This is a genomic window from Streptomyces sp. NPDC048295 (genome assembly GCF_040652135.1).
In the GTDB taxonomy this organism is placed as follows: domain Bacteria; phylum Actinomycetota; class Actinomycetes; order Streptomycetales; family Streptomycetaceae; genus Streptomyces.
The window spans coordinates 57152-70940 of the sequence record NZ_JBEZLL010000032.1; the positions used below are offsets into that span (position 1 = coordinate 57152).

Here is a 13789-nt window from a genome sequence, read left to right on the forward strand (position 1 = left end):
GCCCGGCCCGTCAGGCGGCAGGGCCGCCGAGGGGACGTACGTACCGCACCTCGGGCACCAGCGCGCCGTCCGCCTCGAAGGACTCCTCGGCGCCGTCGGGACGGAAGCCCGCGCGCTCGTAGAAGCGGCGGGCCCGGGCGTTCTCCTTCAGCACCCACAGCGCCAGGTCCGGAAAGCCGTCGGCCGCGGCGCGGGCGAGGACCTCCGCCATCAGGGCGCGGCCCGCCCCGGTCCCGATCTGTTCGGGCGTCACATAGACCGCGTACAGCTCGCCCCGCGCCGACGGCCCGCCGTTCTCCCGGTACGGGCCGTAGCAGGCCCAGCCGATCACTCCGGGGTCCGGCCGTTCGGCCACCACGTTCACGAGCGTGGTGCCCCGGGCCAGGGACGCCCGGCGACGCTCCGCGTCCTCGGCGACGGCGCGGTCCATGCCGTCCAGGTAGGACTGCGGCACCAGACCCGCGTACGCCGCCTGCCAGCCGCGCACCCGGAGCCGGGCGACCGCCTCGCAGTCGTCGACGGTCATGTCCCGGACGTGTATTCCGGTGGGCGCGGTCCGTGTCGTCATACGGGCCATCCTGGCGCATCCGCCGGGACGGCCCGTACGCGAGGCGGGCCGCCCGGTCAGCCGCGGAAGCCGAGCAGCCCGTGCAGGACGGCGCCCCTGCTGCCGGAGGCCGCCCGCCGTACCGACTTCGCCGCCGCCTCACCGGTCAGCGGCTGCGGGTCGGGGGACTTGGCGCACACCGCGTCCGCGTCGGCGCGGCTGCCCTCGCCGCGCGGGACGGTGCCCTTGGCGAGATAGTCCGCCAGGTAGGTGTCCAGGCAGTCGTTGCCGCTCAGCGTGATGCCGTGGTTGCCGCCGCCCTGCTCGACGACCAGGCTGGAGCCGCGCAGCCTGCGGTGCAGGGTGACGCCGCCCTCGTACGGTGTGGCCGCGTCGTCGGTGGCCTGGAAGAGCAGCACCGGCGGGAGCGCGTTGTTGGAGACACGCACCGGATTGAGCGGCTCCACCGGCCAGTCGGCGCACGGGGCGTTGTACCAGTTGTTGTTCCAGGTGAAGAAGGGTGCCTTGGCGTGCACCCTCCGGCTGTCGCCGCGCCAGGTGTTCCACTGCCGGGGCCACTGGGCGTCGCGGCACTGCACGGCCGTGTAGACCGAGTACCCGTTGTCGCCCTCGGCGTCGACCGCGCCGAACCTCTTGTACGCCTTCACCAGCGCGTCCTGGTCGCCGTCGTTGGTGTACGCGGCGAACGCCTCGGCCAGACGCGGCCAGTACCCGTTGTAGTAGCCGCCCGGCAGGAAGGTGTCCTCCAGCTCGCTCGGGCCGACCTCCCCGCCCGCGGGACGCGCCTTGACGGCCGCGCGCATCGCGTACCAGGCGCTCTCGACCTCCGCCGGGTCGGTGCCGAGCCCGTACGCGGAGTCGTGCTTCGCCACCCAGGCGGCGAACGCCTTGTGGCGGGCGTCGAAGGCGTAGTCCTGGCCGATGTTGTCGTCGTACCAGACGCCGTCCGGGTCGACGTTCGAGTCGAGGACGAAGCGCCGCACCCGGTCCGGGAACAGCTTGGCGTACACCGCGCCGAGGTAGGTGCCGTACGAGTACCCGAAGTAGTTGAGCTGCCGGGCGCCGGTGGCCCGGCGGATCACGTCGAGATCCTTCGCGGCGCTGACCGTGTCCATGTGGGGCAGCAGATCCGGGTACGCGCGCCCGCACGCCTCGGCGAACGAACGGGCCCGGTTCCGGTTGGCCTGCTCGGCGCCGGGCGAGTCCGGCACCGAGTCGGGGCGCAGCGGATCGAAGTAATTCGGTACGCAGTCCAGCGCCGGCCGGCTCCTGCCGACGCCGCGCGGGTCGAAGCCGATCACGTCGTACTGGGCGGCGACCGCCTTCGGCAGCGAGGACGCCACGAATCCGGCCATGGTCAGGCCGCTGCCCCCGGGGCCGCCCGGATTGACGAGCAGGGGGCCCTGGAAGGTCTTCGCGGTGTGCGGGATGCGGGACAGCGCGAGGGTGATCCGCCGGCCCGACGGATCGTCATGATCGAGCGGGGCACTGACCGATGAGCACTGAAGCCGCGGATAGGACTTGGTGCCGCAGTCGGTCCATTCGAGCTTCGTCGCGGCGGGCCGCGCGCCGTTGTCGGCGGTTGCCGGGGACGGCGCGGCGGTCACCAGACCGGCGACCGTCGCACCGACGGCGAACAGAATTCCTGGACGTTTCGTCATATGGCCTCCCGTGGTGGGGGAAACACGGCTGCGGGTGGCGCAGCCCCCGCCGCATGCTCCCCGCATTCGCGCCAGGAAGGACCTGTTGTGTCAAGAGTTGACCCGTTTGCCCGTGTTGGCTCCGCCGGGGTCTCCGTGGCGGAGCCGGCGGATCAGAGCAGGGTCAGCTGGGTGGGCCCGGGGCCGTCGAGCGGTGCCCGCTGTTCCTTCCGCACGGGGAGCCGGCGGGCCGCGCCGCGGTGCGAGGGCCCGATGCCGAATTCGGCCGCCAGCTCGTGGACGTACCGGGTGATGCGGCGCTGGTACCACTTGGGCGCGTAGGGCCCCTCGGCGTAGAGCCGCTCGTACCGCCGCACCAGATGGGGGTGGTGGTTCCCGAGCCACTGCATGTACCACTCCCGTGCGCCGGGTCGCAGATGCAGGACGAGCGGGGTCACCGAGGTCGCCCCGGCGGCGGCGATCGCCCGGACCGTGGCGCGCAGCTGGTCCGGATGGTCGCCGAGGAACGGGACGACGGGGGCCATCAGCACGCCGCAGTCGATGCCGTTCTCGCTCAGGGTGCGGACGGCGTCGAGGCGGCGCCCGGGGGAGGGGGTGCCGGGCTCGACGGTGCGCCACAGCGCGTCGTCGACGAAGCCGACCGAGACGGAGATGCCGACATCGGTGACCTCGGCCGCCTGCCGGAGCAGTTCCAGATCGCGCAGGATCAGCGTGCCCTTGGTCAGGATCGAGAACGGGTTCGCGTGGTCGCGCAGGGCCGAGATGATGCCGGGCATCAGGCGGTAGCGGCCCTCGGCGCGCTGGTAGCAGTCGACGTTGGTGCCCATCGCGATGTGCGAGCCGTCCCAGTGGCCGGACGCGAGCCGGCTGCGCAGCAGCTCCGGGGCGTTGGTCTTGACGACGATCTGGGAGTCGAAGCCGAGGCCGGTGTCGAGATCCAGATAGCTGTGGGTCTTGCGCGCGAAGCAGTAGATACAGGCGTGCGAACAACCCCGGTACGGATTGACGGTCCATTCGAACGGCATCCGCGATGCGCCCGGCACCCGGTTCACGATCGAGCGGGCCCGGACCTCGTGGAAGGTGATCCCCCGGAACTCGGGGGTGTCAAAGGTGCGCGTGGTCACCGCTCCGGCGGTGAAGAGCGCGCTGTCCCCGGTCGTGGCGGGGTTCTCGACCAGATTGTCCCAGCGCATGGACGCCTCCTCGGTAGCACTGGACAGAGAATAGAACACTTGTTCCCTTGATCGTTTTCTCCCCTTCGTCCCGCACCGGATTTTGAGCGGCGTGCCGGAGGTGGTTGGCTCAGCACACCCCCGAACAACCGAGTGCTGGAGGAACAGCCATGGCGCAGGTCGAGGCCACGACAGAGCGAGTCATCGCGGCGGACGCGGAGACGGTGTTCGACGCGCTGGCCGACTACAAGGAGGTCCGGGGCACAGTGCTGCCCGGACACTTCAGCGAGTACGAGGTGCGTGAGGGCGGTGACGGTGAGGGCACCCTCGTCCACTGGAAGCTCCAGGCCACCAGCAAGCGGGTGCGCGACTGTCTGCTGGAGGTCACCGAGCCCACCGACGGCCAGCTCGTGGAGAAGGACCGCAACTCCTCGATGGTCACCACCTGGACCGTCACGCCGGCCGGCGAGGGCCGGTCGAAGACCGTCGTCTCGACCGTCTGGAACGGTGCCGGAGGCATCGGCGGATTCTTCGAGAGGACCTTCGCGCCCAAGGGGCTCGGCCGGATCTACGACGAGCTGTTGCAGAACCTCGCCGCCGAGGTCGAGAAGTAGCCCGCCCCGCACTTGACCGGCCTCACCGGTTCGGGTGGTTTTCCCGGCCCGCCCGGTGGTGCGCCGTAGTGGCTCTCACCGGGGGATAAGCCCCCCGAGTGCGCCGCCGGCGCCCCCCGTCGCGTTTGCTCTCCCTTCTTTCGCAATGGCAGAAATGGGCGGCGCAGATGCGACGAGGGGAGCGGCACGTGGTGGGTGGGATCACTCTGTTGGAGGAGGAGCCGGGCGGCACGGGGACCGCCCGGACGGCCGCCGCACCACCCCCGCCACGCCCTGCCGAGACGGAACCGGCACACGCCGGGGCCCCCGGCGCCCCGGATACCAGCCCCCGCAGCATCCGGCTGATCTTCCTCGGGCTGATGCTCACACTCCTGCTCGCGGCGCTCGACCAGATGATCGTCGCCACCGCGCTGCCGAAGATCGTCGGCGAGCTGCACGGCCTGGAGAAGATGTCCTGGGCCGTCACCGCGTATCTGCTCGCCTCCACGATCGGCCTGCCGATCTACGGAAAGCTCGGCGACCTCTTCGGCCGCAAGGGCGTCTTCCAGTTCGCCATCGTCGTCTTCGTCGTCGGCTCCGCGCTCGCCGGCTGGTCCCGCACCATGGACGAGCTGATCGCCTTCCGCGCCGTCCAGGGCGTCGGCGGCGGCGGGCTGATGATCGGGGTCCAGGCGATCATCGCGGATGTCGTGCCGCCCCGGGAACGCGGCCGGTTCATGGGGCTCATCGGCGCCGCGTTCGGCCTCGCGTCCGTGGCGGGCCCACTGCTCGGCGGCTTCTTCACCGACCATGCCTCCTGGCGCTGGTGCTTCTACATCAACGTCCCCTTCGGCCTGGTCACGCTCGCCGTCATCACCGTCGTGCTGAAACTCCCCAGGCCCACCGTCCGGCCCCGCCTCGACGTCCTGGGCGCGCTGCTGCTCGCGGCCGCCTCCACCTGTCTGGTGCTGCTGACCAGTTGGGGCGGTACGGAGTACGCGTGGGGATCGCGCACCATCCTGGGGCTGGGGGCCGGAGCCGCCGGAACGACTCTGCTGTTCCTGGTCGTCGAGCACCGGGCGGCCGAACCCATCATCCCGCTGCGGCTGTTCCGCGACTCGATCTTCAATGTCACCGCGCTCGTCGGGGCGGTCGTCGGGGTGGGGCTCTTCGGCGCCGCCAGCTATCTGCCGACCTTCCTCCAGATGGTCGACGGCGCCACGGCCACCGAATCCGGACTGCTGATGCTCCCGATGATGGGCGGCATCGTCATCGCGTCCGTCGTCTCCGGGCAGATGATCTCCCGCACCGGCCGCTACCGCATCCACCCGATCGTCGGCGGCGCGGTCTCGACGGTCGGGATGTGGCTGCTCTCCCGCCTCGAAACCGACACCCCGCGCTACGAGTACAGCATCGCGCAGGCCGTGCTCGGCATCGGGATCGGGCTGATCATGCCGGTGCTGGTGCTCGCCGTGCAGAACTCCGTCGAGCCGGCCGACATCGGCTCCGCCACCAGTGCCAACAACTACTTCCGGCAGATCGGCGGCAGCGTCGGCGCCGCCGTCTTCGGAACGCTCTTCGCCGGCCGCCTCGCGGACGCGCTCGCCGTCCGCCTGCCGTCCGGCGCCGATCTGCCCGACCCCGAGTCGATCACCCCGCAGCTGGTCCATGCCATGGAGCCCGCGCTGCGCGACAGCTATGTCCAGGCGTACGCCGACGCGATGCCGCGGATCTTCCTCTACCTCGTGCCGGTGCTCGCGCTCGGCCTGTTCTTCGCCTTCTTCCTCAAGGAGAAACCGCTGGTGTCCCACCACAGCCCCGAAAACGCCGAGTCCGCGACCGTGCCGGCCGCACGCACCACCACGACCACCGAGGCCGCCGTGCCGCCGCCCGTCTACCTGTCGGGCGTGCCGGTGTGCGGCAGCGTCCAGCACCCCGACGGCACGAAGGTGCCGCGCGCCGCCCTCACCCTCATCGACGTCCAGGGCCAACAGGTCGGACGGGGCGCGAGCGGTGACGACGGACGGTACGCGCTGAGCGTGCCCGGCGCCGGTTCGTACGTCCTCATCGCCGCGGCCGGCGGACACCAGCCGCAGGCCGTCAGCGTCACCGTCGGCGAACGGCCCGTCGAGCTCGATGTGGTGCTCGGCGGGGCCGGGCGCCTGGCCGGGGCCGTGCTGACCGCCGACGGCATCCCGGTGCGCGATGCAGCCGTCACCCTCACCGATGTCCGCGGCGAGGTCGTCGCGTCCACCCGCAGCGGCCGCGAGGGCGGCTATGTGATCACGGAGCTGGTGGCGGGCGAGTACACCCTCGCCGCCAGCGCCCCCGCCTTCCGGCCCGCCGCACTGCCGGTGAGTGTGCAGGCGGCCAGGGAGACCCGGCAGGACATCGAACTCGCCGGCGGCGCGGTGCTGCGCGGCATCGTACGGGCGAGCGGCGGCCGGCCCGTCGAGGACGCCCGGGTCACCCTCCTGGACGCGGCGGGCAATGTGGTCGACACCCTCACCACCGGGCCCGACGGGGCCTTCCGGTTCGTGGACCTGTCCACCGGCGAGTACACGGTGATCGCGGCCGGGTACCCGCCGGTCGCCACCGTCCTCCAGGTCGCGGGCGGCGGACGCACCGAGCGCGACCTCCAACTGGGGCACGAGGACTGACCGTCGGGGAGGCGGCGGGACGGCCGGGGTCCGCCGGGCCGGCCCGCCGCGAGACCCCGGATGCGCGTCCGGTGCGCCGGCGCACCACCCGGGGCCGATTGGGCCGATGACCGGCGGGCGCCGGACACGGAGCCGTACCGTGGAGTCACGAACCGCAGAACGTTGCGGTGGGGAAGGAGCCCTCCACCCATGGACCACGATGTTCCGACGCAGCGGACACCACTGCCGTCCGACGCCGTGACGGGCCGCGTGCCGCTGGCCGTCGCGGTGGTCGACGGCGACGGGCTCGTCTCCCACTGGTCGAGCGGCGCGAGACGGCTCTTCGGCGTCACCAGACAGGCTGCGGTCGGCAGTCCCGCCGGTGAACTCCTGCCGGTATCCGGTGTGTTGGGCAGGGCGGAGGAGGGCGCCGGATTCGGTCCCGAACTCGACGGCGCACCGGGCGGGAGCCTCTCCTACCCGGCGGCGGGCCGGGCCCGGTTGGACGAACCGGAGCGCGGCCGGATCGACGTGCTGTGGTGGGCCTATCCCCTGGTCGGCCCCGGTGCCGAGCGCCTCCTGGTGCTCGCCGCGGACGCCGGCCGGCTGGGCGGGGGCGACGGCCGGGACACCGGGACGGTAGCCCCCGCCTTCGCACTCCACACCGACTTCCCCGGCTACCGGGAGCTCGCGGGCCGGCTGCCCGAGATCCTGCCCAGCATGAGTGTCGGCGAGGCCACCAGAATCGTCGCCCAGGTCCTCGAACTCGGCTATCCCGTCCTGGAGTTCAGCCACCGCAGCCAGGTCCCGGTCACCCCCGACTGGGGCGTGCCGCGACGCACCTCCCGGCACCCCGCCCAGGACCCGCGGAGCGAATCCGGCCGACCGCCCGCGCGCTCCGCGCCCCGCCCCGAGCTGGACCTCGAATACGCGGCGGTCCGCGAACGGCTGGAATTCCTCAACGAGGTCAGTGGCCGCATCGGCACCTCCCTCGACCTGGAACGCACCATCCGCGAGGTCACCAGCGCCGCCGTACCCCGCTTCACCGACTTCGCCGGAACGCATCTGCGCGCCGCCGTCCTGGCCGGCGAGGGCTTCCCCGACGGGCCGCCCGACGTCACCACCGTCTGGCACCGCGTCTGGGTCGAGCACAACGACGAACCGGGCCGCTGGGACGACACCGTCCCGGTCGGCGAGTCGATCGCCTTCCCCGAACACACCCCGTTCTTCCAGTGCATGGTCACCGGCGAACCGGTCCTCGTCCCGCACGTCACCGAGGAGATGAGCAACCGGATCTCGGGCGAGTTCGAGAAACGCGACCTGCGCCCGCTGATCACCCACCGCTCCCTGCTGATCGTCCCGCTCAAGGCCCGCGACGTGGTCCTCGGCTTCATGGTCCTGATGCGCCGCCCGGACCGCGAGCCCTTCGACGACATGGACCGCACCACCGGCGCCGAACTGGCCGCCCGCGCCGGGCTCGTGCTCGACAACGCCCGCATGTACACCTACCAGGAGAACGTCGCGGAGACCCTCCAGGACAGCATGCTGCCCCAGGTGCCCTCCCGGATGGCCGGCTGCGACATCGCCACCCGCTACCTGCCCGGCGCCCGGCTCGGGAGGATCGGCGGCGACTGGTTCGACGCGGTGAAGCTGCCCGGTTCCCGGACCGCGCTCGTCGTCGGCGACATCATGGGGCACGGCCTCAACTCCGCCGCGATGATGGGCCAGTTGCGCACCGCCGTGCTGACCATGGCCACCATGGAGATGCCACCGGCCCGACTGCTGCGCAACCTCGACGACCTGGCACAGCGCCTCGGCGAGCAGCATCTGGCGACCTGTCTCTACGCCGTCTACGACCCGATCCGTTCCGAGGTCCAGATCGCCAATGCCGGGCACATCCCGCCCGTGCTCGTCCGTGCCGAGGACGGCCGGGCCGAACTCCTGACGCTGCCCACAGGCGCCCCGATCGGCGTGGGCGGCGTCGCCTTCGAGACCGCGACCGTGCGGGTGCGGCCGGGTGACCGTCTGATCCTGTGCACCGACGGCCTCGTCGAGGTCCGCGGCCAGGACATCGGAGCGGGGCTCGCCGCGCTCTGCGCCTCGGCGGCCCACCCCGCCGCCTCCATGGACGACGCCTGCGACACGATCATCCGGGCCCTGAACCCGAGCGGCGGCCGCAAGGACGACGTGGCCCTGCTGATGGCCCGGCTCAACGGCATCCCGGACGCCGATGTCGCCGAATGGCAACTCGCCCTGGACCCGCGTGAAGTGGCACGGGCGCGACGCCTGGTGCAAGGGAAGCTGCTCGACTGGGAGCTGCCGGACGCGGTCGAGGCGGCGGAGCTGATGGTCAGTGAGCTGGTGACCAACGCGGTGAAGCACGGCCGCAGCCATCACATCGGGCTCCGTCTGGTCCGCACCGGCGCTCTGCTGTGTGAGGTCAGCGACGACGAACCCGCCCCGGCCACGCTGCTCGACGCGGCCTCCCACGACGAGTCCGGCCGCGGCCTGCTCCTGGTGAGCAGCCTCGCCCGTGAGTGGGGCACCAGCACCACGGCGCACGGCAAGACCGTCTGGTTCGAACAGGCACTCGGCGGGATCCCGCGCCCCCGGTCGCACACCTGGTGAAGGAGCCACCCCGAGAGGCCGGATACCGTGCGCGCTCTTGCCGGGGCCGTCCCGGGACGGTAGTCCGGTCCTGAACAGCACACGGCTGGACGAACGGACCCGGGAGTGCGCATGGACGTGTCACAGCGATACCGCGAGGCGTGGGAGGGCTACTGGTCCGCCACCTCGGACACACCCGGCGAGGCGATCTGGGACTCCGACCCCTCCCTCACCGCCATACCCCACACCGAACTGCTGCTGCCGTACGCCGATCCCTCGCTGCCGGTCGTCGACCTCGGCTGCGGCAACGGCACCCAGACCCGCTACCTCGCCACCCGGTTCGCCCGCGCGATCGGTGTGGACCTCTCGCACGCGGCCATCGGGCACGCCCGCCGCGCGGACCCCGCAGGCGTCGCCGAGTTCGATCAGCTCGACCTCGTCGACGCGGACGCGGTGGCGGCCCTGCGCAAGCGGATCGGTGACACCAACGTCTATATGCGCGCGGTGATCCACCAGAGCGAGCCCGAGGCGCGGCCCGCCGTCGCCGCGGCGGTCGCGGCGCTGGTGGGGGAGCGCGGACGGGCCTTCGTCGTCGAGCCGACCCCGGCCTCCAAGGATGTGCTCCAGCAGGTGGCGCAGGGCCCGGACGGCCCGCCGGAGAAGCTGCGCCGGGTCCTGGCCCACGGGCTCAAGCCCGCGAGCGCCACGGAGGAGGAGGTCCGCCGACTGCTCCAGGAGGCCGGCCTCACCACGCTGGCCGCCGGCGCGACCGCCCTGGCCCAGACCGAGTTCCTGCCCGACGGCACCCGGGTCGAGCTGCCGTCACGCTGGTTCGTGCTGGCGCTCGCCGAGCATCGGGACGGGGACCGGCGGTAGTGCGGCGATCCTGATGCGGAAATCGCGGGCGCGCGGCTGCCGTGCTCGGCATGATGACGCCATGCCTGAAGACACGAGGGACAAGCCCCCGCAGGTGGGCGGCGAGCGTGCGTCACTGAGCGGCTTCCTCCAGTACCAGCGCGAGACCCTGGCCATGAAGTGTGCGGGCCTCACCGGAGCACAGCTGAGGGAGGCGGCCGTGCCCCCCTCGGACCTGACCCTGCTCGGGCTCGTCCGGCATCTCGCCGAGGTCGAACGCTCCTGGTTCCGGCGGGTGTTGAACGACGAGGTGGCGCCGCCGCACTGGCCCGGGCCGAACCCCGGGGAGTTCGCCGAGTTCGATGTGGCGGACGCCGATACCGAGGAGGCGTTCAGGATCTGGCGCGAGGAGTGCGCACGTTCCCGGGCCACTGTCGAAGCGGCCGAGTCCCTCGATGTCACCGGGAGTTACGGCGAGGAGGTGTTCTCGCTGCGTTACATCCTCACGCACCTGATCGAGGAGTACGCGCGCCACAACGGCCAGGCGGACCTGCTCCGGGAGCGTATCGACGGCGCCAGGGGCGAGTAGCCGGACCGCGCCCGGAGCCCGGCGGCGGCGGTCAGGCCGGGTCCGCCGCCGGTGTCCGCGCCTCGGCCCGCTCGCTGTAGCGATGGGCCCATGGCAGGGCCTCCTCCAGCAGGGCCGACACACCGAGCAGAAGATCCTCGCGGCCCCATCCGGCCGTGAGCGAGACCCCGAGCGGCAGGCCCTGCGAACTCCAGCCCAGCGGAAGGCTGATGGCCGGGAACCCGGTGGCGTTCGCCAGGACGGTGTTGCCCGTGAACGCGGTCATCGCGGCCAGCTCCGCCGCCGGGTCCGCGTCGTCGCGCAGCCGGCCGACCGGCGTCGGCGGGGTCGTCACGGTCGGGGTGATCACCACGTCCGCGTCCGCGTGGTCGAGCGCCCAGGCGCGGGCGCGGGCCTGCACGACACCGATCGAGGCGGCCAGTTCGGCCGAGGTGAGCTTCATCGAGCAGGAACGGAGATGGCGGACGATCGGACGCAGGAGCGCATCGTCGAACGCCATGGTCCTGGACCCGACCAGGGCCGTGAACATCACCCGGAAACCCTCGGTGAGCTCGGGGTCCGGAGCCTGGTCCCGGGCGAACACCTCATGGCCCATCCCGGCCAGTGTGCGGGCGGTGAGCTCGGCGGCCGCGGCGACCTCGGGATCCACCGGGGAGCCCGAGACCGATCCCTGGGCGAGCGCGATCCGGAGCCGTGGCACGGGTGCGTCACAGGCCCGCTCGTAGCTCTCGACCCGGGGCGGATGCACGGTGCCGGCGCCGGTACGGGTGGTCAGCGCGTCCAGGAAAGCGGCGGTGTCGCGCACGGTGCGGGCCAGCGGGCCCCGTACGGAGAGCCCCATCCCGTCGTTGCCGGCCGGGCCCGCGGTGACGAGCCCGCGGCTGGGCTTGAGCCCGACCACCCCGCAGGCGCTCGCGGGGGAGCGCACCGAACCGGCGGTGTCGCTGCCCTGCGCGATCGGCACCAGCAGTGCGCCGACCGCCGCGGCCGCGCCGCCGCTGCTGCCGGCCGCGCTGCGGGTCGGGTCGAAGGGGCTGCGCGCCGGCGCGGACACCTCGGGCTCGGTGTAGCAGGCCGCCCCGAACTCGGGAACGGTGGTCTTGCCGAGGCTGATCAGTCCGGCGTCGGCCATGACCTCGACGATCTCGTCGTCGTGCCCGGGGACCCAGTCGCGGAACAGTGCGGAGCCCAGTGTGGTGCGCACCCCTGCCGTGGCCTCCAGGTCCTTGATCGCGGTGGGTACGCCGAACAGGCGCGGCAGGCCGGCGCGGTCCGACGAGCGCAGGACGCGTTCGGCCTCGGCCGCCGCGGTGCGGGCCGGACCGGCCGACACGGTGGTGAACGCCCCCACCCGGTCGCCGTCCCCGATCCGGGCCAGCAGATGGTCCACCACCTCGGTCGGACTCGTTTCACCGCGCTCGTAGGCGGCGGCCAGTTGAAGAGCGGTGAGGTCGTGCAACTCCGTCACGGGTTCTCCCATTGCTGTTTCGTTACGCGTATCGATATGGTGCGGTCATGGTGGTCGAGAAGGCAAGCACTCCCAAGAACGGCCGTCCCCGGGCGGTGACGCTCGGCGCGATCCTGGACGCGGCGACCGAACTGGCCGACGACCAGGGGCTCGATGCGGTGAGCTTCCGGGCGCTGGCCGACCGGCTGCACGTGTCACCGATGGCGATCCACCGCACGACGGGCGGCATCGACGCGCTCCAGCACGCACTGGTGTCCCGGATCGTCGGCGAGGTGACCCGGTCGGTGGACTGGCCGGAGGACTGGCGCGGCATCGTCCGGCTCTTCGCGGACACCCTCCACGACCTGCTCATGCGGCACCCCGTCGTCCTCGATGCGCACCGCCGCGCCTCGCTCGTCGGGCCCGGCGCCGACGACGTCGCCCACCGGGTCGTGGCGGCGCTGCGCGGCGCGGGGCTCGACGAGGAGGCCGCCGCGTACGCGTACGGCACCCTGCACGACTTCGTCACCGGCCATGTGGCGATCCGCCTCGGCCGCGGCGATCTGGAACTGCACCACCTGCCGCCGGAACGAAGGGCCGCGTCGGTGTTCGCGGACCACCACGACTACGACCGCCGGTTCTCCTTCGGCCTCGACTTCCTCATCGGCGGCATCGCCGCCGCTGCCGCCACCCCCGTATCCCACGAGGAGCAGAGATGACGCCCTCCCCGCAGGACCTGCCGAAGACGCCGGAGACGGAGCGGCCCGGGACCGGCCCGGCCGGGACCGATCTGCCCGAGACGCACCGCCTGACGGTCCCGGGCGGGCGCCGCATCGCGTACTGCTCGTACGGCGACCCCGCCGCCCCGCCCGTGATCGTGCTCCACGGCACCCCCGGCAGCCGCTACGAAGGCCTCGCCCTGCGGCGGGCGGCGACGGACGCGGGCCTGCATCTGGTCTTCCCGGACCGTCCGGGCTATGGCGAGACGGATCCCGTACCCGGTCGCGGCTTCCACCGCTGGAACGACGACTTCGTGGCCCTGCTCGACCACCTCGGCCACGACCGGGCCACGCTCGTGGCGATCTCGGGCGGCGGCGGATACGCGCTCTCGGCGGCCCAGAAGCACCCCGGGCGGGTCACGCGGCTGATTCTCGCGTGCGCCGCCGTCCCCGGAGCGCCCCGTTCGGCGTACGCGCACCGGATCCCGCTGGTCAAGTGGCTGAACCGGATCGTCGTCTGGGCCCCGGCGATCGCCCGGCCGATGCTCGCCGGGAAGGGCGTCTTCAAGAGGACCAGGCGCGAGCCGAACCTCGACGCCTGGCCCCGCTCCGACCGGCTGATCATGAGCACCCCCGCCTTCCGGGCCCTGTCCGAGGTGGACACCGCCGAGGGCGAGCGCCAGGGCGTGGACGCGGCCGTCACCGACCTCGTCGGCTACTCCCGCCCGCTGCCGGACCCGCTGGGCTCGGTCTCCGTACCGACCCTCTTCCTGCACGGCGAGGCGGACGGCAACGTCCCCGTCGAGGTGGCGCGCTGGGCGCACGCGCAGATCCCCGGCGCCGAGCTGCGCACCGTCCCCGACGGCGGTCATCTGTTCCTGCTCGCGGACCCGGAACCGCTCCTGCGCGAACTGACCTGAGCGGTGGGCCCGGTGGTGT

The 13789-nt window shown here is 72.4% G+C and carries 11 protein-coding genes; 7 read left to right on the top strand and 4 right to left on the bottom strand.

Going from position 1 to position 13789, the window contains the following annotated elements; all coding sequences use genetic code 11:
• Positions 1-10: 10 nt before the first annotated feature.
• The 3 genes from AB0D53_RS34990 to AB0D53_RS35000 form a co-directional block, all read right to left on the bottom strand.
• Positions 11-568, bottom strand: a complete 558-nt coding sequence (locus tag AB0D53_RS34990) for a GNAT family N-acetyltransferase (RefSeq protein ID WP_362453309.1) — start codon at positions 566-568, stop codon at positions 11-13.
• 56 nt (positions 569-624) lie between these two features.
• Positions 625-2229 (bottom strand): alpha/beta hydrolase, encoded by a 1605-nt coding sequence (locus AB0D53_RS34995; protein WP_362453310.1) that lies wholly within the window; start codon positions 2227-2229, stop codon positions 625-627.
• Positions 2230-2381: 152 nt separating this feature from the next.
• A complete protein-coding gene (locus AB0D53_RS35000) occupies positions 2382-3422 on the bottom strand; it encodes an Rv2578c family radical SAM protein (protein WP_362453312.1) in 1041 nt (346 codons plus the stop codon).
• A gap of 149 nt (positions 3423-3571) precedes the next feature.
• On the opposite strand from AB0D53_RS35000, the gene AB0D53_RS35005 reads away from it, so the two are divergent.
• The 5 genes from AB0D53_RS35005 (at position 3572) to AB0D53_RS35025 (ending at position 10684) form a co-directional block, all read left to right on the top strand.
• The gene (locus AB0D53_RS35005; protein ID WP_362453314.1) at positions 3572-4015 is read left to right on the top strand and encodes an SRPBCC family protein; all 444 of its coding nucleotides are present in this window, start codon (positions 3572-3574) and stop codon (positions 4013-4015) included.
• A gap of 188 nt (positions 4016-4203) precedes the next feature.
• Positions 4204-6654: an MFS transporter gene (locus AB0D53_RS35010; RefSeq protein ID WP_362453316.1), complete on the top strand. Its 2451-nt coding sequence runs from the start codon at positions 4204-4206 to the stop codon at positions 6652-6654.
• 189 nt (positions 6655-6843) lie between these two features.
• Positions 6844-9261 (top strand): SpoIIE family protein phosphatase, encoded by a 2418-nt coding sequence (locus tag AB0D53_RS35015; RefSeq protein ID WP_362453317.1) that lies wholly within the window; start codon positions 6844-6846, stop codon positions 9259-9261.
• 111 nt (positions 9262-9372) lie between these two features.
• Positions 9373-10116: a class I SAM-dependent methyltransferase gene (locus AB0D53_RS35020; RefSeq protein WP_362453318.1), complete on the top strand. Its 744-nt coding sequence runs from the start codon at positions 9373-9375 to the stop codon at positions 10114-10116.
• Positions 10117-10177: 61 nt separating this feature from the next.
• On the top strand, positions 10178-10684 hold the full coding sequence (locus AB0D53_RS35025; RefSeq protein WP_362453319.1) for a DinB family protein: 507 nt from the start codon (positions 10178-10180) through the stop codon (positions 10682-10684).
• A 31-nt stretch (positions 10685-10715) separates the two neighbouring features.
• Here the strand turns inward: AB0D53_RS35025 and AB0D53_RS35030 are convergent, their stop codons facing one another.
• Positions 10716-12152, bottom strand: coding sequence for an amidase (locus AB0D53_RS35030; RefSeq protein ID WP_362453320.1), 1437 nt, complete (start codon positions 12150-12152; stop codon positions 10716-10718).
• A gap of 47 nt (positions 12153-12199) precedes the next feature.
• Here AB0D53_RS35030 and AB0D53_RS35035 point away from each other — a divergent pair, with 47 nt between their 5' ends.
• Positions 12200-12850 (top strand): TetR/AcrR family transcriptional regulator C-terminal domain-containing protein, encoded by a 651-nt coding sequence (locus AB0D53_RS35035; protein WP_362453322.1) that lies wholly within the window; start codon positions 12200-12202, stop codon positions 12848-12850.
• A complete protein-coding gene (locus tag AB0D53_RS35040) occupies positions 12847-13770 on the top strand; it encodes an alpha/beta hydrolase (protein WP_362453324.1) in 924 nt (307 codons plus the stop codon). Before AB0D53_RS35035 ends, AB0D53_RS35040 begins: the two co-directional genes overlap by 4 nt.
• Positions 13771-13789: the final 19 nt, after the last annotated feature.

Excerpts from the sequence above, each read along its gene's own strand:
- AB0D53_RS35000 (WP_362453312.1), bottom strand. The coding sequence starts at position 3,422 with ATGCGCTGGGACAATCTGGTCGAGAACCCCGCCACGACCGGGGACAGC.
- AB0D53_RS35035 (WP_362453322.1), top strand. The coding sequence starts at position 12,200 with ATGGTGGTCGAGAAGGCAAGCACTCCCAAGAACGGCCGTCCCCGGGCG.
- AB0D53_RS35015 (WP_362453317.1), top strand. The coding sequence starts at position 6,844 with ATGGACCACGATGTTCCGACGCAGCGGACACCACTGCCGTCCGACGCC.
- AB0D53_RS35020 (WP_362453318.1), top strand. The coding sequence starts at position 9,373 with ATGGACGTGTCACAGCGATACCGCGAGGCGTGGGAGGGCTACTGGTCC.
- AB0D53_RS35005 (WP_362453314.1), top strand. The coding sequence starts at position 3,572 with ATGGCGCAGGTCGAGGCCACGACAGAGCGAGTCATCGCGGCGGACGCG.
- AB0D53_RS35025 (WP_362453319.1), top strand. The coding sequence starts at position 10,178 with ATGCCTGAAGACACGAGGGACAAGCCCCCGCAGGTGGGCGGCGAGCGT.
- AB0D53_RS35040 (WP_362453324.1), top strand. The coding sequence starts at position 12,847 with ATGACGCCCTCCCCGCAGGACCTGCCGAAGACGCCGGAGACGGAGCGG.
- AB0D53_RS34990 (WP_362453309.1), bottom strand. The coding sequence starts at position 568 with ATGACGACACGGACCGCGCCCACCGGAATACACGTCCGGGACATGACC.
- AB0D53_RS34995 (WP_362453310.1), bottom strand. The coding sequence starts at position 2,229 with ATGACGAAACGTCCAGGAATTCTGTTCGCCGTCGGTGCGACGGTCGCC.